This window comes from Pseudomonas sp. B21-028 (assembly GCF_024749045.1).
Taxonomy (GTDB): domain Bacteria; phylum Pseudomonadota; class Gammaproteobacteria; order Pseudomonadales; family Pseudomonadaceae; genus Aquipseudomonas.
Genome location: NZ_CP087184.1, coordinates 2896407 through 2916383, shown reverse-complemented (window position 1 = coordinate 2916383; position 19977 = coordinate 2896407). Strand labels below are relative to the sequence as shown.

The following is a 19977-nucleotide window of genomic DNA, read 5'->3' as shown; positions in this document are numbered from 1 at the left end:
GTGCCGGATCAAAGATGATCGGCATCGATCACGGCCTGGGCGAAGGCTTGCGGGGCCTCCTGTGGCAAGTTGTGGCCGACACCACCATTGATCAACCGGTACTCGTACTTGCCGGTAAAGCGCTTGGCATAGGCCTCGGCAGGTGGGTGCGGCGCACCGTTGGCATCGCCCTCAAGGGTGATGGTCGGCACCCCAATGGACGGGAACGCTGCGAGTTTCTTCTCCAGCGCGTCGTACTTGGCCTCGCCCTTGATCAGGCCCAGGCGCCAGCGGTAGTTGAAGATCGATACCGGGACGTGGTCGGGGTTCTGCAACGCGGCGGCGCTGCGGTCATAGGTCGCGTCGTCGAAGTTCCACTTCGGCGAGGCCAGTTTCCAGATCAGCTTGGCGAAGTCGTGGGTGTTCTTTTCATACCCCAGGCGGCCACGCTCGGTGGCAAAGTAGAACTGGTACCACCACTGCAACTCGGCGGCCGGCGGCAACGGCGCCTTGCCGGCTTCCTGGCTACCGATCAGGTAGCCACTGACCGCCACCAATGCCTTCACCCGCTCCGGCCACAGCGCCGCGACGATGTCGGCGGTGCGCGCGCCCCAGTCATAGCCACCGAGCACGGCCTGCTTGATGTGCAAGGCGTCCATGAAATCAATCAGGTCGCTGGCAAGCGCCGCAGGCTGGCCGTTACGCACGGTCTTGGCCGACAGGAAACGTGTATCGCCATAACCCCGCGCATAGGGAATCAGCACGCGATAGCCCTTCTGGGCCAGCGCCGGCGCCACATCGGTGTAGCTGTGGATGTCGTACGGCCAGCCGTGCAGCAGGATGACCACCGGCCCATCGGCGGGGCCAACCTCGGCATAGGAAACATCCAGCAGACCCGCCTTGACGTGTTTCAACGGGCCGAACGAAGTGTTCGTTCCCGGCGTGATGGCGCCGATGGTACCGGCTGGCACCTCGGCAGCGCTGGCCTGTGACGAGGTCGCAGCCAGGGCGCCCAACTGCATCATGGCGACCGCCAGGAGAGCCGGCGCGAGCAGACGCCGGTGCCGCGGTTTGGAGGTGTGGTTCAACAGGTTCGTAGTCATGGTGAGTCTCCCTTGCGAACCGCCGCTCGGCGGTTGCGAGTTGTGAAATCGAAGGTGTCTGCCGGACGCGCCGCGGTGCCGGATTATTTCGCCGTCGCACGTAATGGCCGGAATGCTTCACGCAGCTCTTCGCTGAACAGTTGCGGCTGCTCCCAGGCCGCGAAGTGACCGCCCTTGCTGACTTCGTTGAAGTAGGACAGCGACGGGTAGGCGCGTTGTGCCCAAGTCTTCGGTGCCTGATAGATTTCGTGCGGGAACACCGTGATCGCCACCGGCACCTTGATGTCCGTGGTCTTTTGCGCGGCCGCGCTGAAGTTATTGTTGTTGTTCTCCCAGTAGAAACGGGAGGACGACGCCCCAGTGTCGGTCAGCCAATAGAGACTGATGTCATCGAGCATTTCATCGCGGCTGAGCACCCGTTCAGGCTTGCCGTCACTGTCGGTCCAGGCCGCGAACTTCTCGTACATCCACGCCGCCGTCCCGGTGGGTGAGTCAGCCAGCAGGTAGCCGATGGTCTGCGGCCGGGTCACCATCATCGCGCCGTAGGCCGCGTTACGACCGAAGAACGTACTCAGGGAGGTGTAGGCCCGGCGTTCCGGATCGGTCAGCCCCGAGGGTGCCGGATCGCCGCTGTTGATCGGCTTCACCAGCTCCGGCGGCACGGTGGCCGGCATGTTCAGGTGGATGCCCAGCAATCCGGGCGGCGCCAGGCGGCCCAGCGCATCGGAAATCACCGAGCCGTGATCGCCGCCCTGGGACACGTAATGGCTGTAGCCCAGGCGCTTCATCAGCACGTCCCAGGCCTTCGCCACCCGGTCGGGACCCCAACCCAATTCGGTCGGCTTGCCGGAAAAACCATGGCCGGGAATCGACGGGATGATCACATCGAAGGCATCCTCCGCTCGGCCGCCGTAAGCGGTCGGATCGGTCAGCGGGCCGATGGTCTTGAGGAACTCGAACTGCGATCCCGGCCAACCATGGGTGAGGATCAGCGGCATCGCGTTAGGGTGGCGGGAACGCACGTGGATGAACTGAATGTCGACGCCATCGATGGTAGTGATGAACTCCGGCAACGCATTGAGCTTGGCCTCGGCCTTGCGCCAGTCATAACCGTCGCCCCAATACTTCACCAGCGCTTGTACCTGGGCCAGCTGCACGCCCTGGGAAACGTCGTTGACGGTTTCCTTATCGGGCCAACGGGTGGCCGCAATGCGTTTGCGCAGTTCGGTCAACTGCGCTTCATCGACGTGAATATGGTACGGGCGAATGGCCTCCGACCCGGCCGGAGCGGCGCTGGCGGACGGGTTGTCAGCGGCCAGGGTGACGCCACTGCCGGCAAACAGGGCAAGACCGAACACGCTGACAAGGGCGGATGACGCCAGACAACGTTGCCAGGTAAAAGTAGAAGAAGCTGCTTGCATGGTGGATCTCCTTTTGACTAATCGGCTCAAGCAGCTCGATCAAACCATCGCGATGCCCCATGGAGGATTGCACCATGGTGTCGGTCGATACTTAGGTATGACGTGCGCGGTTTCGTGTGCTGTCTCGACGTGGGTCATTTAAGGCCGGACAGGTATCGCGGATGTGTCAGCAACGGCCCGTAAAGAAACAGTCCGTATCGACAAGGGGGCTGGATACATAGAGATACATTGGAGCTCAGCCACGGAACTGTGGGAGCGGGCTTGCTCGCGAAGGCGGCGGCACATTCAACATGGATGCAAGTTGACCCACTGCTATCGCGAGCAGGCTCGCTCCCACAGGGGATTTGGGGTGGGCATGATTTCTGTGGGCAACTCGGACAACCATGTGGGAGCGAGCCTGCTCGCGAAGGCGGCGGCACATTCAACATGGATGCAAGCTGACCCACTGCTATCGCGAGCAGGCTCGCGCCCACAGGGGATTTGGGGTGGGCATGATTTCTGTGGGCAACTCCCACAAGGGATTTGGGGCGGGCATGATTTCTGTGGGCAACTCGGACAACCCATGTGGGAGCGGGCTTGCTCGCGAAGGCGGCGGCACATTCAACATGGATGCAAGCTGACCCACAGCTATCGCGAGCAAGCCCGCTCCCACAGGGGACCTGGGGTGGGCTTGACTGGCGTGGACGACTCGAGAACTTCAGGGACCGGCATCAGCGGTCCCCTTCTTTTCCTCAACCCCGTCGCCCAGCCAACACCTGCTCCAACACCACCTCCAGCGGATGCCGCAGCTGCTTGTCCGCCAACCGCTTCACCTGGCTGCGGCACGAATACCCCGTCGCCAACGCCTCCCCTTCCTTGTCCAGCTTGCCGGCCCAGGACTGTTCGAAAATAGTCCGCGAAGTCTCCTGGTTGCGCAGTTCATGGCCGTAGGTGCCGGACATGCCGCAGCAGCCGGTCGCCTCGGCCACCAGCTTGAGCCCCAACTTGGCGAACACGCTTTGCCATTGCGAGGTACTGGCGGGCACGTTGGTCTTTTCGGTGCAGTGCGCCAGCAGGCGGAACGTCCGGGCAACGGGATTCGCTGCCTGCGGAACCGCATCGACCAGCCATTCCTGAGGCAGCAGGACTTTCGGGCAAGCCTCCAGACCCGGCACTTTTTGATATTCCTGGCGGTAGACCAGGGTCATGGCCGGATCGAGACCCACCAGGGGCACCGAGCAGTCGGCGAGTGCCTGGAGCTGGGTGGCGTTGCGGATCGCCGCCTTGTTGAAGGCACCAAGGAAGCCCTGCACATGCAACGGCTTGCCATTGGCGCTGTACGGCGCCAGGAAGACCCGGTAACCCAGTTGATGCGCCAGCTCGATAAAGGACGCCAGCAACGGCGTTTCGAAGTAGCGGGTGAAGGCGTCCTGCACCAGCACCACACTGCGCTCGCGTTGCGCCGGCGTGAGTTCACGCAAGGCCGGCACGCTGGCGACCATGACCTTGCAGCGGCTCAGAGTGGCCTGGAAGTTGTAGCGACTGATCAGCGGGCTGTCGACCATGCCCACCTGGTTCGCCAGCAGACGGCTCAGCCATTTCGAACCCATGACCGCGTTGTAGAGGCCCGGCGCGTAAGCCATGTAGGGAATGGTGAATTCCAGCGAACCGATCAGGTAATCACGCAATGGCCGTTGATAGCGGCCATGGTAGAGCTGCAGGAAACGCGAGCGGAACTCCGGCACGTTGACCTTGATCGGGCATTGTCCCGCACAAGACTTGCAGGCCAGGCAGCCGGCCATGGCGTCATAGACTTCGTGGGAGAAATCCGCCTCGCCCCGTGAGCGCGCCAGATTGTTGCGCAGCCGCGCCGGCAATTCCTTCAACCACGATGCACCGCCCCGCGCCGCGTCCAGCACATCGACATTGGCCGCGCCTTGCAGGCGCAACCATTCGCGCATCAGCGATGCCCGCCCCTTGGGAGAATGCTGGCGTTCGCGGGTGGCTTTCCACGACGGGCACATGGCGTCGTCGGGGTCGAAGTTGTAGCAGGCGCCATTGCCGTTGCAATGCACGGCGGTGCCGTAGCTCTGCCAGACGCGCTCGTCGATCTGCCGATCCAGGTCACCACGCAGTGTCACCTCGTTGACCTTGAGCAGGCCTTCGGCGGCATCCGGCGGTGTGCAGATCTTGCCGGGGTTGAGCTGGTTGTAGGGGTCGAACGCGCCCTTGAGGGATTGCAGTGCCGGGTACAAATCGCCAAAGAACGCCGGCACGTATTCCGAGCGCAAACCCTTGCCGTGCTCGCCCCAGAGCAAGCCGCCATAACGCTGGGTGAGCTCAGCCACGGCATCGGAAATCGGCTTGACCAGCGCGGCCTGGGCCGGGTCTTTCATGTCCAGTGCCGGACGCACGTGCAACACGCCGGCGTCGACGTGACCGAACATGCCATAGCTCAAGCCGTGGCCGTCCAGCAATGCGCGAAACTCGGCGATGTAGTCGGCCAGCCGCTCCGGCGGCACGGCAGTGTCTTCCACGAACGGCTGTGGTCGGACTTCGCCTTCGACGTTGCCCAACAACCCGACCGAGCGCTTGCGCATGGCATAGACGCGGTTCACCGCCTCGGCGCCTTCCGCCAGCGTATGGCCCAGGCGCTCGATGGTCGTGTCGTTTTGCAGATGCACCACGAAGGCCGCCACCTCGGCGTTCACTTGCGCAACGTCATCACCGCTGAACTCCACCAGGTTGATGCCCAGGGTCGGGCGCTCGGCGTCGGCCGGAAAATACTCGGCAACGCTGTGCCAGACGATGTCTTTCATCGCCAGCATCAATACCCTGGAGTCCACGGTTTCGATGGACAGCGGCTTGTGGGCCAGCAATGCGTTCGCGTCGCGCAAGGCGTCCATGAAGCTGCCGTAGCGCACGTTCACCAGCACCGAGTACTTGGGAATCGGCAGCACGTTGAGCTTGGCCTCGACCACGAACCCCAGCGAACCCTCGGCGCCGCAGAGCACGCTGTTGAGGTTGAAGCGACCGTGGTCATCGCGCAGGTGCGCCAGGTCGTAGCCGGTCAGGCAGCGGTTGAGTTTGGGGAACACCGACTCGATCAGTTCGGCCTGGGTTTCCTGGATCTGCCGGGCGGTGCGGTATACCTCGCCAATGCGGCCCGGTTCAGCGCACGCTGTTTCCAGCTCGGCGTCGGACAGTGGCTGGGTATGCACGCGCTCGCCGCCGAGCAGGACGCTGTGCAGTTCCAGCACGTGGTCGCGGGTCTTGCCGTAGGTGCAACTGCCCTGGCCGCTGGCATCGGTGTTGATCATGCCGCCTACGGTGGCGCGGTTGGAGGTCGACAGTTCTGGCGCGAAGAACAACCCGTGGGGCTTTAGCGCGGCATTGAGCTGGTCCTTGACCACGCCAGCCTGCACCCGGACCCAACGTTCGGCCACGTTGATTTCGAGGATGGTGTTCATGTGTCGCGACAGATCGACCACGATGCCGTCGGTCAGCGACTGGCCGTTGGTCCCGGTACCGCCGCCCCGTGGCGTCAGCTTGATCTGGCGAAACCGCGGTTCGGCCATCAGCGTGGCGATGCGCGCAACGTCCTCGGCGTCCCGGGGAAAGACCGCCGCTTGAGGCAGGCGCAGGTAAATCGAGTTGTCGGTCGCCAACACGGTACGGGTGCCGTAGTCGGCGCTCAGATGACCGCGAAAGCCGCTGGCGCGCAGGGCCTCGATGAATTCCGGGTAGTGGGCCGCGGGGGCAACCACGGACAGTTGGGCAATCATTAACGGCCTCTTAGGGGGCTAATCACGTAAATACTTGTCGCCGACGCATGAATAGGTCAGGCTCGGAACGACCTGCGTCAATGTTCCTTCAGGTTCCGGGCGCAGACAACTGGATAATCCTGCCGCTATCGATGAATTTTCTGAATGAATTACCGTCACCTCACACCGTCCATGTCACTGCTGCTGGCATTTGAAGCCGCCGCCCGGCATGAAAGCTACACCCGGGCCGCGGTTGAACTCTCGCTGACGCAAAGCGCCGTCAGCCGGCAGGTCCAGGCGCTGGAAGAGCAATTGGGGCTGACGCTGTTTCGTCGCGAAGGGCGGCAGGTCCGGCTGACCGATGTCGGTCGTCTCTACCAACGGGAGATGAGCGAAGCGCTCGGACGCATCCGTAGCGCGACGCTGCAGGCCATGGCCTATCAGTCCGGCAGCGGCACCCTGCGCCTGGCGACGTTGCCGACCTTTGGTTCGAGGTGGCTGCTGCCGCGCCTGCATGAGTTCTACAAAACCCACCCCGGCATACTGGTGCACATCAGCTCCCGGATCGACGCCATCGACTTCGACACCAGCGGCATCGACGCCGCCATCGTCGTAGGCACGGCCGACCTGCCGGGCCTGATCAGCCATCGCCTGCACGCCGAAGAACTGATCGTGATCATCTCGGCCCAGGCGGCCAAGGCCCATGAAACGTGGACGCCGGAGCGGATCAGCGAACAGATGCTGCTCAATGTGGCGAACAACCCCAACGTCTGGGGCGACTGGTTCAGTCACTACACCCTGCCCCACGCCAGGATGCGCCTGGGCCCCAGCTTCGAACTCACCTCGCACTTGATCCAGGCGGTGCGCGCGGACATCGGCATCGGCCTGGTGCCCCGCATCCTGGTGGCCGACGAGTTGGCCAATGGCGAGCTGATCGGCCTTGACCTGCCATTCGCCAGCCGGCGCAGTTACTACCTCACCTACCCGCCGCGCAACGAAATGCTGCCGTCGTTGCGGGCGTTTCGTGGCTGGTTGTTGGAGCAGATCTGATAGTCCCGCACTGATCGCAGACATAAAAAAAGCCCCGCAAACCAAATGGGTCGGCGGGGCAAGGAGTTGGTTGGTTGCGGCCAACCAAAGGAGCTCTGTAAAAAGCGTCTATCCGTTGAATCAGATGCAATCCTCTGCGGCGCGCTCGAAACTCGACGGCAGCAGGTTCGAGGCCAGCAGGTGTCGCTCATAGATGAACACCTTGCCGCCGTTCCCGGCCTTGTAGGCCTCCAGCACGTTGTCCGCGGAGACTTTGCTCGGCACGACGATCCGGTAGCTGCGCTGGGTCTGTGAGACCATCGGGTTCAACTGACTGTCCTGCAATTTCGGTATGACGCACTCGGCGTACTCGGCCGGGGTCTTTTGGGTCTGCAGGGTCAGCGTCGGATCGTTTGGCGCGGAGGCGCAACCGGCGAGCAGCAAAGAGGCAAACGCCATGACAGGCACGAATAAAAAGCGCATCAGTTTCATCCCGAAAATAAAAGAATCAGGCTCGTATGACGACGGAACGCTGTTGCGTCATGTCTTGAGCCATCTGTTCGATGGGTGCGATTGTCCAACGACTGGCGAAAAAGCAGAACATGCGTTTAGTGATGGTCACTATTACTTCTAACGATAGTTGCGTGCCGTACGGGTCAGGCATGTGTGCCTTGGCGACGCGAAGCCGGGATCCCAGCCTCGCAGAATCAGGTCATGATGAGGACGGATGGCGTCAGGGCTGGGCTGTCAGGGCCGAGTGGGCTTTCAATTCTTCGTCAATGAACGCAGCGATCATGGCCCGGTAGACCCGCTCCACGACATCAGGCGAGGCACCGGCTTCGTTCGCAAGCCCGCGCACTTTGGTGATGACCTGCTCGACCCGCGCCGGTGCGCGCACATCGTCGGTGGTTTTCTTGAAGGCTGCCGCCTGCGTGACGAAGTTGCCACGCCGGGCCAGGAGCGCAACGACCTGGCGGTCGATCTGGTCTATCTGCTGGCGGACTTCTTCGATGGATGTACAGCGTAATTCCATTTGGGTATCTCCTTTCAAGTAACGGCAATGTGCGTGGGCGTTTGCGATATGACGGCATATTCGAGATAGATGCAAGCAGAGCTACCGCCATCGCGAGCGGGCTCGCTCCCACAGGTGTTCCGGGGAACATCAGAGTTTCGGGATAATCCCGGTGGCCTCGGCAATCGTCGCCAGCACTTCTTCCATTCCGGCAATGTGATTCTGAAGGTCCACAAAAGATTGATGGACCGCTTCGTTGGCGTCTACGGTCTGATGTCCGCGAAGCGCTATCACCCTGCGCAACTCTTTTTCCTGAAGTTCATTCACGCTTTCTCGCAGGGCCAGGAGCTGGTCGAATATCTGTGCGACTTTGGTTTTGCTAGCGGCGTCCATCATCTCCAATCCAACCTCTCGACGAATGCGTCCCAGGGACACGCGATCAGGATGCCAGATCCCTGAGATGTCCATATTCGAGCCTGGCGCGCAGGCTGTGGGGTGATCAATGGACATCTGGGCAAGCCGAGGAGTTTCGGTCCGACCAGGGCCGGCCTTCTTGGAACGTAACGATGGCTACAACAGTCGGAGCAATCAGGCCCTTGGCAAAGAACCCTCCCATGCCCCTACGATCCGCCGCCCTCGCTGCATTGTTCACCCTGGCTACCGGCACGGCAGCCGAAGCACAGGAACCGCTACGCCTGGAAAACCTGAAGCGCTGCGGCAACCTCCTGGAAAACCAGCGCCAGGACTGGTGCCTGACGGTGCGCGGGCTGGACGATGGCGTGCCGCAATTGAAACTGGGCACCCGAGCGATCCCTCCGGACTCTGTTCGGCGCGAGGGGCAGAACCTGCGCGTGCGCCTGGACAGCGCCGGCTACCAAAGCGGCCCTCTCTGGCTGGAGGACGGCCCACGCAGCAGTAACGCCGCCTGGCTGACCTTGCGCAACAGTCACGTACTGGCCGCAGGCCCAAACGAAGTGGCGAAGAACATGGATGGACTGACCACCTACGTCAATCTGGTCAGCCTGCTGATCGAGGAAGATCGCGACGGCCGCCAGGAAGCCGAGCGCCTTGCCGACAAGTACGGGGCGACTGTGGTCGGCAGCATTGCCCCTTTGAACCTTTATCAGCTTCGTCTGCCGGCCAGGGACCTGGTGCAGCGTGACGCATTGGTGCTGCGTCTGGGCAGTGAAACCAGCGTGGACGCGGTGGTGATCGAGGAGTCCGCGGCGGAAGAAACCGAGCAATCCACGGCCCGTCCCGAAGAACCGAAGAAACCCGCACAAGACTCCGACGAATGGGCCGCGAACCGCTTCCTCGACGCGGTGCACTACTACCAGCGGCGCATCCCCGGACAGCAGGCGCCCATCCGGCCGCAACCCGTACGCATCGGCCTGATCGAGCGCGACGTGGATTTCGACACCGCGGATTTTGCCGACTACCTCGGTGCCTGCTCGGTACCACGCACCTGTGTCTACGCCCGCGATGCCAACGCCCCGGACGGCCATGGCACCACCGTCGCGGGCATACTCGCCGCGCGCTGGAACGACGGTGGCAACACCGGTTTTCTGCGCGGCCTGGATAAGGCCAGCGGTGGTTTCGAGGTCATCGTCGAACGTAATTCCGATGCCGGGATTACCGCCAATATCGCCGCCTCGGTCAACCTCGTGGAAGATGGCGTACGCGTACTCAACTGGAGCTGGGGCATCCACCGGGTGGGCGCCAAGGACATCAAGGGAGACGATGTGGATTCCCTGCTGCGCTCGGGCATCGCCATGAGCGGCTACGAGGAACTGCTGGAGGAGTTCTTCCTCTGGCTGCGCAAGGAGCATCCCGACGTGATCGTGGTGAACTCCGCCGGCAACGGCTCGTCCTTCTCGGGCAGCGATGAGTACCGCCTGCCCTCCTCCTTCATCACCGAGCAGCTGCTGGTGGTCGGTGGTCATCAGCGCAGCGAGCGTACCGAGGTCGCCGTCGACGATCCGGCCTATGCGGTCAAGCGCAGCTCCTCGAACATCGACATGCGCGTCGACATCACCGCCGCCGCTTGCGCCCACGCGTCGACGCCCGGCACAGGCCAGAACGGAGCGGTGCATTGCGGCACCTCCTACGCAACGCCCATGGTCGCGGGCCTGCTGGCAGCGATGCTGTCCATCAACCCGCAACTTCAGCCCGAGCAACTGCGCACGCTGTTGCGCCGCAGCGCCATGACCATCGGCGACAACCACGACTTCGAACGGATGGACGCCGAAGACCTCACCGCGCCCATCCTGCCGTCTGAGCGCCGCTACCAACTCAATGACAAAGACGTGGGACGCTCGGCGCGGTTGGACATGCAGAAGGCATTGGACCTGGCGGTGGAAAGTCGCGGGCGGGTGCGTTGAGCGGCACTGACCTCGTGCTCAGTGCCCGCGGATATAACTTTCCAATTGCTGCACCAGGTTGGTCTGCTCGGCCAATGCGGCCTTTACCAGGTCGCCAATCGACAATAAGCCAAGCAACTTCTCGCCCTCTACAACCGGCAGATGACGAAGATGACTGTCGGTCATGATCCCCATGCAGGCCTCTATGCTCTGGCCAGGAGCCACAGAGACTACCGGCGAGCTCATGATCTCCCTCACTGGGGTTCCCGCCGAAGAGCGACCCTGCAGCACCATTTTCCGCGCATAGTCCCGCTCACTGAGCACGCCAATGGCGGCCCCATCCTCTACGACCAGTAGAGCACCGACGTTTCGCTCAGCCATGATCCTGATCGCGTCCAGGACCATCTGGTCCGGTGCAATGGTGTGAACCATCTGATTATGTTCGGGCTTTATGCAAAGTAGCTGGGCGACCGTTTTCATGGAAAGTCTCTCTTGTTTTTTTAGCAACGCTTCTGTCACTCGCTCCCTCAATGGGTGCGACTTCTTTCAACCGTCTTGGAGGGCACTTCCAGGAATAATTTCTTGTAATCGGCAGAGAAACGACCCAGGTGGGTAAACCCCAGCGCATTGCCACAGCCGTGATATTGGCGTGCCCCTCGCCCTCCAGCAGCGCTTGCCTTACACGTTCGAGCCGAAACCGTTTCACATACAAGGTGGGTGAGACACCCAGGTACTTCTTGAACGCCTCATACAACTTGAAGCGCGACACCCCGGCCGCCAGGCTGAGATCGTCCAGATTGACTTCACCGCTGACATGCTCCTGTATGAACTGCTTGGCCCTCAGCAGATATTCAGGGCAGCGGATCTGCGACAGTCCCGTCAGCTCATCCGAGTAATTGCTGGGTTGAGCCAGAATCAAGCCCTTGATCAAGGCTCTTTCAATGTCCCGGGAAATCGAGACATGACCGAAGAACTCGCGGGTCTGGTCCATCTCCGCCAGCAGGAACTTGACCAGCCGCCACCACGCCGCAGTCGCACCCTGCCCCGTCCCCACCTTTGTCTCGAAGATGATCGGTTGCTGGGCAGGCCGCTGTAGCAACTCTTCCAGCACCTGGCGCATCGCTGTGGCCTTGATCGCGACTTGAATTTTCCGACAGTTGCCCGCGATACAAAGCTCTTGTCGGTCATAGGGCGACACGATGAGCCCGTTGTTGCTGTCAGACGTCAGCAGCCCGTCATACTTGCGCAACTCCTGCTGACCGCTGATGGGCAGGCTGATGCTGTAGCTGTTCAGCACCGACGCATCAATATCGATGGTGACATCGGTGCCGTACTCAACATAACCGATCACCGTAGACATCGACTTCAAGAGATTTCCGGCGTGCTGAAAATGCAGGCGCTGCGGTGCAGAAGCCTTGAGCCCGTGGGGCCCGCAGATATTCGCCATCCAGGCCTGCGCACTTTGCAGGTCATGGCGCACTGCATGGATGTCCTGGAATTCAACATCGGCTCGAGCATGAGTTTGCAGGTTCATCGCAACACCAGAATGGTTATGGGATTGGTCTCTACCGTAGCGCCAGCTCATCCGCTCTCGCTATCCGCATAGTGCAAAAACCATCATGAAAACGCATAAAGCGCCCTGCCTGACAGCATTTCTCTAAAAAAGCCTGCCCTCCCTCGAAAACCGGATAGAGATCGTCACGAATCCGGATAGATGAGCGGTATGGAAAAGCTTCAAATCGGGTTGAACCTAAAACTACAAAAGGGTTGACCTGATGAACAGCACCAGAAGCATTGCGCAGTGGCAGGAATACATTCAGGGTTGCCTGGATTTTCGTCCGGCCGAAGGTATTTATCGCATCGCCCGCGATATGTTCACCGAGCCGGAACTGTTCGATCTCGAGATGGAGCTGATCTTCGAGAAGAATTGGATCTATGCGTGCCACGAGAGTGAAATCGCCAATCCCAATGACTTCCTCACCCTGCGTGCAGGCCGTCAGCCGATGATCATCACCCGCGATGGAAATAACCAGCTCCACGCTCTGATCAATGCCTGCCAACATCGCGGCGCAACGTTGACTCGCGTCAGCAAGGGTAATCAATCGACCTTCACCTGCCCCTTCCATGCTTGGTGCTACAAAAGCGACGGTCGCCTGGTCAAGGTAAAGGCGCCGGGGGAATATCCGGAGGGGTTCGACAAAGCCACCCGTGGACTGAAGAAAGCCCGCATCGAGAGTTACAAAGGCTTCGTCTTCATCAGCCTCGATCCCCAGGGCACCGACTCGCTGGAAGATTACCTGGGCGATGCCAAGGTGTTCTTCGACATGATGGTTGCTCAGTCGCCCACGGGCGAGCTGGAAATACTGCCTGGCAAATCGACCTACAGCTACGACGGCAACTGGAAGCTCCAGCACGAAAATGGCCTGGACGGGTATCACGTCAGCACCGTGCACTACAACTATGTGTCCACGGTGCAGCACCGCCAGCAGGTCAATGCCGAGAACGGCGGCGGCTCCAGCACGCTGGACTACAGCAAGCTCGGTGCCGGCGATGCCGAAACCGATGATGGCTGGTTTTCGTTCAACAACGGCCACAGCCTGCTGTTCAGTGACATGCCCAACCCGACAGTCCGCGCCGGTTACGCCACGGTCATGCCGCGCCTGGTTGCAGAGTATGGCCAGCAGCAAGCCGAATGGATGATGCACCGCCTGCGCAACCTCAATATCTACCCAAGCCTGTTTTTCATGGACCAGATCAGTTCGCAACTGCGCATCGTTCGCCCAGTGGCCTGGAATAAAACGGAGATCATCAGCCAGTGCATTGGCGTAAAAGGTGAATCGGACGCCGATCGGGAAAACCGTATTCGCCAGTTCGAAGACTTCTTCAATGTGTCGGGCATGGGTACGCCGGACGACCTCGTGGAGTTCCGTGAAGCCCAGCGCGGTTTCCAGGCCCGCCTGGAGCGCTGGAACGAGGTTTCCCGAGGCAGCGAAAAATGGGTGGAAGGTCCCACGCCCAACAGCGAAGTGCTGGGCATCCATCCGGTCCTTACCGGAACCGAGTTCACCCACGAAGGGCTTTATATCAACCAGCACGGTTCCTGGCAGCGTTTCCTTCTGCAAGGCCTGGAACAAAAAGCCCTGAAATTGAAGGAGGTTTGAAATGAGCGCACTCCAACATTCCATCGAGCAGTTTCTTTACCACAAGGCACAACTGTGCGATCAACAGGATTGGGATGCCTATCTCGACCTGTTCGATGAGCAGAGCGAATTTCACCTGCCGCAATGGGAATCGGAACACTCCTACACCACCGATCCCAAACGCGGCATGTCACTGATTTATTACGCCAACCGCTCCGGTCTGGAAGACCGGGTGTTCCGTCTGCGCACCGGGAAATCGGCAGCGTCCACGCCGATGCCTCGCACACTGCATCAAATCAGCAACGTCCGGATCAAGCCCCTTGATAAGACTCAGTTCGAGGTCAAGGCCGGCTGGGTCACGCTGTACACGCGCCAGGGGCTGTCGGAGCAGTTCTACGGCCACGTGACCTACCACCTGAAGCCGTCTGGCGACAGTTGGAAGATCACCCGCAAACACATCCTGCTGCTGAACGACACGATCAACTCAGTGCTTGATTTCTATCACCTGTGAGCTGCGGAGCACGCTGCCATGAACCATAAAGTCGCTTTCAGCTTCGCCGATGGCAAGACTTCGTTCTTCGAGATCAAACCCAACGAACTGCTGCTTGATGCAGCGCTGCGCAACGGCGTCAATATCCCTCTCGATTGCCGTGAAGGTGTTTGCGGCACTTGTCAGGGACGTTGCGAATCCGGCCAGTACACTCAGGACTACGTAGACGAAGAGGCATTGACCCCGCGAGACCTGGCACAACGCAAGATGCTCTCTTGCCAGACCCGGGTCCAATCCGATGCGTCGTTCTATTTCGACTTCGACTCGGGGCTGTGCAACGCCGATGCAAGCCGTCTCGTACAGGCCGTCGTGACACACGTCGAACTCGTCTCGGCCACTACGGCGATTCTGCACATCGACGCCAGCAGTCACAGCCAACAACTGGACTATCTTCCCGGACAGTACGCCAGGATGCAGGTGCCAGGGACCGATCAATGGCGCTCCTATTCATTCGCCAACTGCCCGAACGCCACCAATCAGTTGCAATTCCTCATTCGCCTGTTGCCGGACGGGGCGATGAGCAGCTTCATCCGTGAAAGGTGCCAGCCGGGACAGATCATCGAGTTCGAGGCGCCGCTCGGTAGTTTCTATCTGCGCCAGATCACCCGGCCGCTGGTGCTGGTGGCTGGCGGCACCGGGCTTTCGGCGTTCCTCGGGATGCTCGATGACATTGCCGATAAAGGCAGCTGCGAACAACCGATCCAGTTGTTCTACGGGGTCACGCAGGATAACGACTTGTGCGAACTGCCGCGCCTGGCCGCTTATCGCGAGCGCATCTCCAACTTCGATTACCACCTCGTTGTATCGAAACCGTCCGCAACATGGGCCGGCAAAACGGGATGGATTCCTGAACACTTCGACCCCAAGCAAATGGAGGCCAATCCGTTCGACATCTATTTGTGCGGCCCGCCGCCCATGGTAGAAGCGATCAGGAGTTGGCTCGACACGCAGCAGATCCAGCACTTTCAGATGTACTACGAGAAATTCGTCGAAAGCAACGCCAAGCAATGACAACTGAAAAGGGGAAGTAGCCAAGTGGCTATTTCCCCTTTCGTTTGCCCGTCTTTTGTCAGCTTCAGCGCTTAAAAATGATGGACGTAACGCATCTGCACACGACTGCCGTCGGCGCGGTTCTCCACATCTTGCTCAAAGTACGCGTTCAAGAACAGGTGGTCGTCCTTGGAGAAGCTGTACATCGCACCCGGCCCGATGGCCCAGACCTTTTCACGACGTCCAGACACCTCATGCCCATCCACCTTGGTGTCCGTGATCTGCTTTAACCAGTAGCCGTTGATGCCCAGGCGCAGCTGCGGCGTGACCGCATATTCCGTGGCAAAGTTTGCGTGCAACGCTTGTCCGGCCTGGACCTCATCGGCGCCGCCATAGCCCGGTCCGGGGTCATTGTTCTTACCGTTATAGAGATAGTGCGCCCGCAACGATGCCGTCCATTGTGGCGTGAACCAGTAGGTAGCCGCCCAGTACGGATCGAACGACCAGGCATTGGCGCCGGGGTTGATATCGTGTTTGTTGTCGTAGTCACCGGTGGGCACATTGACCTGGAATTCGATGCGATGCACAAAACGCGGGCCATCGGGCCCCATGATCGGATCGAACTGAATCATGGGACCCAACAGTAGATCACCCAGGCCGCTCTGGGCGCGCAAGGCTGCGTTGTTCAGCCCGTCATCGACGTCCATCCGCGTCACGAACGGCAGCAACGCGTTCATGCCCAGCGTGGCATTACCCACGCGAATGTCAGAGAAGTAAGACAACTGGGTCACAGCCACCTGATAATCCAATTGCTGTTTGGGAAGGGGCAGTGCCTTGCCGTTCCGATCGCGCAGACGGTTGGCACTGTAGTTCTGGAAATACTCCTGGAAGTACCAACCTGGCCCAGCGGGTGGGCCACCGTCGAGGAAACTGGTGAAACCCAGGTTCACCACGGGCAAGTCATAGGCCTGTGCGTTTTCCAACCCCGGGAGACCAGTGCCCAGGACGCAGACCGACAGTAATCTTATTGTTTTTTTCATCGTATTCTCCACGTTCAGCAAGGCTAAAGGCAAAGCGGTCGAACATAGCCAGCGACGACGCGACTTAAAGCTAGTGCTCAACCGAAAACATCATGATCACGAGCGACCACCCCAGCCATCCGAATAATGCGAAGACCATCCATATAGCGCACTTATATAGGGTTCGACATTAAAGCAAGCGACGCTTGGCTTATGCCCTGAAATATACTTACCGGCCATCGACAGTCTTGGCGATCACTCAAACCAAGACCTCACCTCATTACTCAACAAACACTAGAGCCTTCATGATGCCTATTAGAAAAGTTGCACTTGTCACCGGCGCAGGCCAAACAACCAGCCGCGGCATTGCGCTTCGCCTGGCCAAGGAAGGCGCTGATATCGTGCTCGTCGACAAGGATGCGAAATCGCTGAAGCCTACGCTCGACCAGATCATTGCGATGGGCCGGCGCGCCAGTGCTTTCATGGCTGACATGACAGGCCCGCAGGTATTTCGGGAGGCCATTGAACATGCCGAAAAAATGTTTGGGAGAGTGGACATTCTGGTCAATAATCCAGGCCTGCCCAGAGCGCAGGGGGACATGACTCTCGGGTATGAAGAAGTCGAACGCTTGATCAACTACAATATTAGCTGCACTTTCTGGGGGATCCAGGCGGCCGCGAACATCTTCCGTCAACGTTGCCAGAAAGGCACGATCATTAATATATCGTCCAGTACGGAACATGATCATCAGGCAATAGCGGATGTTCTGTCAGCGTCAAGAATGGCGGTCCGGGCCATGACCCAAGCAGCTTGCAAAGAGTTGAAAGCGGATGGCATCACGGTCACCCTGCAATGCTTTGGCAGCATTATCCCTGTAGCTCGCTACGTATAGAAAACACTCGGTTGAACTTTAATAAACTTCGCCGTCTTTAGAGACGGCGAAGTTAGCAGCGCATATTTATCGGTTCAATCCAGGATGCTCTGCGGCAACGCGGTATTGCCCACAATGAAACACCAGGGGTTCTCCCGCGCCATGACGATACTGCTCGATCTGCCCCAGGAAAATCAGATGATCCCCACCTTCATATTGAGTGACATTGCGGCAGACCAGGGTCGCAATCACTCCATCGAGAAGAGGTACCCCGGCCTCCCCTTCCCTGAATGCCACACCTGAGAACTTATCCGGCGCAGGCCGCGCGAAGTGCCCCGAAATGTCGTGCTGATCTGCGCCCAGGATGTTGATCGCAAAATGTCCGCAAGCCAGATAATCGGTCAGGCTCGGGGCGTTGCGGGAAATACTCCAGAGCACCAGCGGTGGATCGAGGGACACCGATGAAAAGGAGTTGGCGGTCATGCCGACATTACGGCCATCGGCGGCACGCGTGGTAATCACGGTCACCCCTGTCGCGAATTTTCCGAGGAGATTACGCAACTCCCGCGGATCGCAATCTTGTGCGTCGACCAGATCATGTTGGAGGGATTCTGAGTGGATTGCATTCATGATGAACTCCTGGCTCGATGGCGGCTCAAGCGGCCTGACGAGTCTTTTCCTGGATAAAGGCTTGGCAAGACTGAGCGTCGAACCACCAAGGTGCGAAGTTGCGTGGATCGTCGAAGCCGTTGGCGATGGCACGCGCCAGGGGTTTCGACTGGCTGGCGGCTCCTAACAGCTCCAGCAGATGCGCAGGCGGCGGAGTCAGCATGGTGTTGGTCCACTTGACCACATGCTGGGCGTAGGCCCAATACCGCTCGAACGTCTGGTGCATCCAGTCGGGGTCGAAACCCTCCACGCCACGCTCGACAATCGCGTCCAGATAGACCTTGCTGCATTTGGCGGCGTTGTTCGAACCCTGGCCGGTGATCGGGTCGTTGACCACCAAGGCATCGGCCATGCCAAACACCTTGCGGCCAGACGGCAGCGTCAACACGGGCTTGCGCACCATCGGCGTAAATCGCCCGGACAAGAACCCCTTGTCGTCGGTCATTTCCACGGAACGGCAACGCTCGGCCTCCCAGGGAACATGACGATTGAGCAACTCCAGGCTTTTTTCCAGATGTTGTTCCGCAGTCTGGATGCCCTGCCAGCAATCCAGTGGTCCCCCTGGAATCCCTTCGAACACCATGATTTCGCAAGGACCGGTGGTGGTCAGGCAAGGGAACACAAAATGCTCACCCACCCCGGGAATCAGGTTGAAGTTGACGCGGGAGAACGGCGTGAGGGGTGTCATGCCCTTCACGTAGGTCAACGACAACGCCCGTTGCGGCTGCTGAAAATGAGTCCGCTCCATATCCTTTTCGAACAGGTTGACGATGTCGCCCTTGCCGGCGGCGAGCAGCACCAGTTCATGGTCTTCCGACAGGCGCTCCAGTTCGGCCACACCCACGTCCTGGATCAAGAGCTCACCGCCCCGCTTCTTGAACTCATCCATCCAGACCGGCATCTTCAAGCGTTGGTCCACCGACTGGGCGTAGCGGCCCAGGCGCGTACTCCAACTGAACAGAGGTTCGTCGGGGCGCTGGGGATTGGGTACCGTCAGGCCGATACCCTCGACAGCCGGACACTCGTCCTCCCAGAAATTCAGACCCAGGTCCCGCTCGCTTTGCAGCGCGGTATTGAACATGCACTGGCTCGACATCACTTTGCCGTTGCGGATATCTTCACCGCTACGATTAGTGGCCAGGGTGACTTGATAGCCCCGGGCGAGCAGCCCCAGGCCCAGTTGTAAACCGGCTTGTCCGGCTCCGACGATGGCGATACGACGCATTGTTATTCTCCTGGTGATCGACGGTTACAGGTGCTGCATTCGGCAATCGCCGAACAGGGTTTCTTATTGGCGTTCTGCTTTATTGCGCAAGCCGCGGTATGGCCGGCAGGTTCTGTTCCGGCCCCATGACCGAGTAGCCGCCATCCACGGCATAGTCCGCTCCGGTGACGAAACTGGCCGCGGGCGAACAAAGAAAGACCACCACGTTGGCCACCTCGGCGGGGTCGCCCAGGCGTCCCAGCAGGTGATAAGAAGCGGCGACCGCATCAGCCTTCTCACGGTCACCACCACTGGCCTGCGCGATCACCCGCGACCAGGTCCAGCCCGGCGACACCGAGTTGACCCGAATGCCGTCCGCCGCCAGGTCCATCGCCATGCAGCGCGTCAGTTGAACCATTGCGGCTTTGGAAACCGGGTAGAGCCAGCGTCCGGTCTGGGCACATCTGGCCGAGATGGAAGTGAAATTGACGACGGCGCCACGGCGCGCCTTGAGGTCTTGATGCGCGGCCTGGGTCAGCGCCACAGCCGAAACCAGGTTGACATCGAGTGCCTGCAGCCAATCCTGACGACTGGAGGCAAAGCCCTGATCGCTGTAGGTGCAGGCCAGGTTGATCAACAGGTCTATGCCGCCGAAACGTGCTCGCACCTGCTCGATGGCATGGGCGATCAGCGCGTCATCCGTCACATCGAGATGGAAGAATGTGGCCCGCTCACCCAGTTGGGATGCTGCTTCAAGGCCGGCCTCGCGATCGATATCGAACAGCGCGACGCTGGCGCCTGCGTCGATCAACGCTTGCGCCACCGCAGTACCGATCAGTGTCGCGCCGCCGCTGATCACGGCGACTTTATTCTGCAGAAGAGCCAT

18 protein-coding genes are annotated in these 19977 nt (G+C 60.1%); 6 read left to right on the top strand and 12 right to left on the bottom strand.

Features of this window, described 5'->3' with window-relative positions:
• Positions 1-8 precede the first annotated feature (8 nt).
• The 3 genes from LOY35_RS12835 to LOY35_RS12825 form a co-directional block, all read right to left on the bottom strand.
• Positions 9-1082: an alpha/beta fold hydrolase gene (locus LOY35_RS12835; protein ID WP_258632970.1), complete on the bottom strand. Its 1074-nt coding sequence runs from the start codon at positions 1080-1082 to the stop codon at positions 9-11.
• Positions 1083-1165: 83 nt separating this feature from the next.
• Positions 1166-2503, bottom strand: a complete 1338-nt coding sequence (locus LOY35_RS12830) for an epoxide hydrolase family protein (RefSeq protein ID WP_258632968.1) — start codon at positions 2501-2503, stop codon at positions 1166-1168.
• Positions 2504-3234: 731 nt separating this feature from the next.
• Positions 3235-6267: an FAD-binding and (Fe-S)-binding domain-containing protein gene (locus tag LOY35_RS12825; protein ID WP_258632966.1), complete on the bottom strand. Its 3033-nt coding sequence runs from the start codon at positions 6265-6267 to the stop codon at positions 3235-3237.
• 144 nt (positions 6268-6411) lie between these two features.
• On the opposite strand from LOY35_RS12825, the gene LOY35_RS12820 reads away from it, so the two are divergent.
• Complete coding sequence (locus tag LOY35_RS12820; RefSeq protein WP_258632965.1) at positions 6412-7296, top strand: LysR substrate-binding domain-containing protein; 885 nt, start codon at positions 6412-6414, stop codon at positions 7294-7296.
• Positions 7297-7416: 120 nt separating this feature from the next.
• On the opposite strand, the gene LOY35_RS12815 is transcribed toward LOY35_RS12820, so the two are convergent.
• The 3 genes from LOY35_RS12815 to LOY35_RS12805 form a co-directional block, all read right to left on the bottom strand.
• Positions 7417-7758, bottom strand: coding sequence for a hypothetical protein (locus LOY35_RS12815; protein WP_041020142.1), 342 nt, complete (start codon positions 7756-7758; stop codon positions 7417-7419).
• Between the two features lie 250 nt (positions 7759-8008).
• Positions 8009-8308: a chorismate mutase gene (locus LOY35_RS12810; protein WP_258632963.1), complete on the bottom strand. Its 300-nt coding sequence runs from the start codon at positions 8306-8308 to the stop codon at positions 8009-8011.
• A 129-nt stretch (positions 8309-8437) separates the two neighbouring features.
• On the bottom strand, positions 8438-8797 hold the full coding sequence (locus LOY35_RS12805) for a hypothetical protein (protein WP_309475909.1): 360 nt from the start codon (positions 8795-8797) through the stop codon (positions 8438-8440).
• A 104-nt stretch (positions 8798-8901) separates the two neighbouring features.
• Between LOY35_RS12805 and LOY35_RS12800 the strand changes: the two genes are divergently transcribed.
• Positions 8902-10668: a S8/S53 family peptidase gene (locus LOY35_RS12800; RefSeq protein ID WP_258632961.1), complete on the top strand. Its 1767-nt coding sequence runs from the start codon at positions 8902-8904 to the stop codon at positions 10666-10668.
• A gap of 18 nt (positions 10669-10686) precedes the next feature.
• Here LOY35_RS12800 and LOY35_RS12795 read toward each other — a convergent pair whose 3' ends face one another.
• Positions 10687-11127, bottom strand: a complete 441-nt coding sequence (locus LOY35_RS12795) for a CBS domain-containing protein (RefSeq protein WP_258632960.1) — start codon at positions 11125-11127, stop codon at positions 10687-10689.
• Positions 11084-12181, bottom strand: a complete 1098-nt coding sequence (locus LOY35_RS12790) for an AraC family transcriptional regulator (RefSeq protein WP_258632959.1) — start codon at positions 12179-12181, stop codon at positions 11084-11086. The genes LOY35_RS12795 and LOY35_RS12790 overlap by 44 nt, the downstream gene beginning before the upstream one ends.
• A 241-nt stretch (positions 12182-12422) precedes the next feature.
• Here LOY35_RS12790 and antA point away from each other — a divergent pair, with 241 nt between their 5' ends.
• From antA to antC, 3 genes are read left to right on the top strand one after another with little or no spacing between them, the layout of a single operon-like run.
• Positions 12423-13808 (top strand): anthranilate 1,2-dioxygenase large subunit, encoded by a 1386-nt coding sequence (gene antA, locus LOY35_RS12785; protein WP_258632957.1) that lies wholly within the window; start codon positions 12423-12425, stop codon positions 13806-13808.
• Between the two features lies 1 nt (position 13809).
• Positions 13810-14298 carry an anthranilate 1,2-dioxygenase small subunit gene (gene antB, locus LOY35_RS12780; RefSeq protein ID WP_258632955.1) on the top strand — a complete coding sequence of 163 codons (489 nt, stop codon included), beginning with the start codon at positions 13810-13812 and terminating at the stop codon, positions 14296-14298.
• Positions 14299-14316: 18 nt separating this feature from the next.
• Positions 14317-15348 (top strand): anthranilate 1,2-dioxygenase electron transfer component AntC, encoded by a 1032-nt coding sequence (antC, locus tag LOY35_RS12775; RefSeq protein WP_258632953.1) that lies wholly within the window; start codon positions 14317-14319, stop codon positions 15346-15348.
• Positions 15349-15419: 71 nt separating this feature from the next.
• Here antC and LOY35_RS12770 read toward each other — a convergent pair whose 3' ends face one another.
• Positions 15420-16367 (bottom strand): transporter, encoded by a 948-nt coding sequence (locus tag LOY35_RS12770; protein WP_258632951.1) that lies wholly within the window; start codon positions 16365-16367, stop codon positions 15420-15422.
• A gap of 284 nt (positions 16368-16651) precedes the next feature.
• Between LOY35_RS12770 and LOY35_RS12765 the strand changes: the two genes are divergently transcribed.
• A complete protein-coding gene (locus tag LOY35_RS12765) occupies positions 16652-17239 on the top strand; it encodes an SDR family NAD(P)-dependent oxidoreductase (RefSeq protein ID WP_258632949.1) in 588 nt (195 codons plus the stop codon).
• 66 nt (positions 17240-17305) lie between these two features.
• On the opposite strand, the gene LOY35_RS12760 is transcribed toward LOY35_RS12765, so the two are convergent.
• The 3 genes from LOY35_RS12760 to LOY35_RS12750 all read right to left on the bottom strand — a co-directional run bounded on the left by LOY35_RS12760 (position 17306) and on the right by LOY35_RS12750 (position 19977).
• Positions 17306-17848 (bottom strand): flavin reductase family protein, encoded by a 543-nt coding sequence (locus tag LOY35_RS12760; RefSeq protein ID WP_258632948.1) that lies wholly within the window; start codon positions 17846-17848, stop codon positions 17306-17308.
• Between the two features lie 25 nt (positions 17849-17873).
• The gene (locus LOY35_RS12755; protein ID WP_258632947.1) at positions 17874-19112 is read right to left on the bottom strand and encodes a styrene monooxygenase/indole monooxygenase family protein; all 1239 of its coding nucleotides are present in this window, start codon (positions 19110-19112) and stop codon (positions 17874-17876) included.
• A gap of 79 nt (positions 19113-19191) precedes the next feature.
• Positions 19192-19977 (bottom strand): SDR family oxidoreductase, encoded by a 786-nt coding sequence (locus tag LOY35_RS12750; protein ID WP_408981232.1) that lies wholly within the window; start codon positions 19975-19977, stop codon positions 19192-19194.

Excerpts from the sequence above, each read along its gene's own strand:
- LOY35_RS12795 (WP_258632960.1), bottom strand. The coding sequence starts at position 11,127 with ATGAAAACGGTCGCCCAGCTACTTTGCATAAAGCCCGAACATAATCAG.
- LOY35_RS12805 (WP_309475909.1), bottom strand. The coding sequence starts at position 8,797 with ATGTCCATTGATCACCCCACAGCCTGCGCGCCAGGCTCGAATATGGAC.
- antA (WP_258632957.1), top strand. The coding sequence starts at position 12,423 with ATGAACAGCACCAGAAGCATTGCGCAGTGGCAGGAATACATTCAGGGT.
- LOY35_RS12760 (WP_258632948.1), bottom strand. The coding sequence starts at position 17,848 with ATGAATGCAATCCACTCAGAATCCCTCCAACATGATCTGGTCGACGCA.
- LOY35_RS12750 (WP_408981232.1), bottom strand. The coding sequence starts at position 19,977 with ATGGCTCTTCTGCAGAATAAAGTCGCCGTGATCAGCGGCGGCGCGACA.
- antB (WP_258632955.1), top strand. The coding sequence starts at position 13,810 with ATGAGCGCACTCCAACATTCCATCGAGCAGTTTCTTTACCACAAGGCA.
- LOY35_RS12820 (WP_258632965.1), top strand. The coding sequence starts at position 6,412 with ATGAATTACCGTCACCTCACACCGTCCATGTCACTGCTGCTGGCATTT.
- LOY35_RS12815 (WP_041020142.1), bottom strand. The coding sequence starts at position 7,758 with ATGCGCTTTTTATTCGTGCCTGTCATGGCGTTTGCCTCTTTGCTGCTC.
- LOY35_RS12800 (WP_258632961.1), top strand. The coding sequence starts at position 8,902 with ATGCCCCTACGATCCGCCGCCCTCGCTGCATTGTTCACCCTGGCTACC.
- LOY35_RS12835 (WP_258632970.1), bottom strand. The coding sequence starts at position 1,082 with ATGACTACGAACCTGTTGAACCACACCTCCAAACCGCGGCACCGGCGT.
- LOY35_RS12765 (WP_258632949.1), top strand. The coding sequence starts at position 16,652 with ATGATGCCTATTAGAAAAGTTGCACTTGTCACCGGCGCAGGCCAAACA.
- LOY35_RS12810 (WP_258632963.1), bottom strand. The coding sequence starts at position 8,308 with ATGGAATTACGCTGTACATCCATCGAAGAAGTCCGCCAGCAGATAGAC.
- LOY35_RS12770 (WP_258632951.1), bottom strand. The coding sequence starts at position 16,367 with ATGAAAAAAACAATAAGATTACTGTCGGTCTGCGTCCTGGGCACTGGT.
- LOY35_RS12755 (WP_258632947.1), bottom strand. The coding sequence starts at position 19,112 with ATGCGTCGTATCGCCATCGTCGGAGCCGGACAAGCCGGTTTACAACTG.
- LOY35_RS12825 (WP_258632966.1), bottom strand. The coding sequence starts at position 6,267 with ATGATTGCCCAACTGTCCGTGGTTGCCCCCGCGGCCCACTACCCGGAA.
- LOY35_RS12790 (WP_258632959.1), bottom strand. The coding sequence starts at position 12,181 with ATGAACCTGCAAACTCATGCTCGAGCCGATGTTGAATTCCAGGACATC.
- LOY35_RS12830 (WP_258632968.1), bottom strand. The coding sequence starts at position 2,503 with ATGCAAGCAGCTTCTTCTACTTTTACCTGGCAACGTTGTCTGGCGTCA.
- antC (WP_258632953.1), top strand. The coding sequence starts at position 14,317 with ATGAACCATAAAGTCGCTTTCAGCTTCGCCGATGGCAAGACTTCGTTC.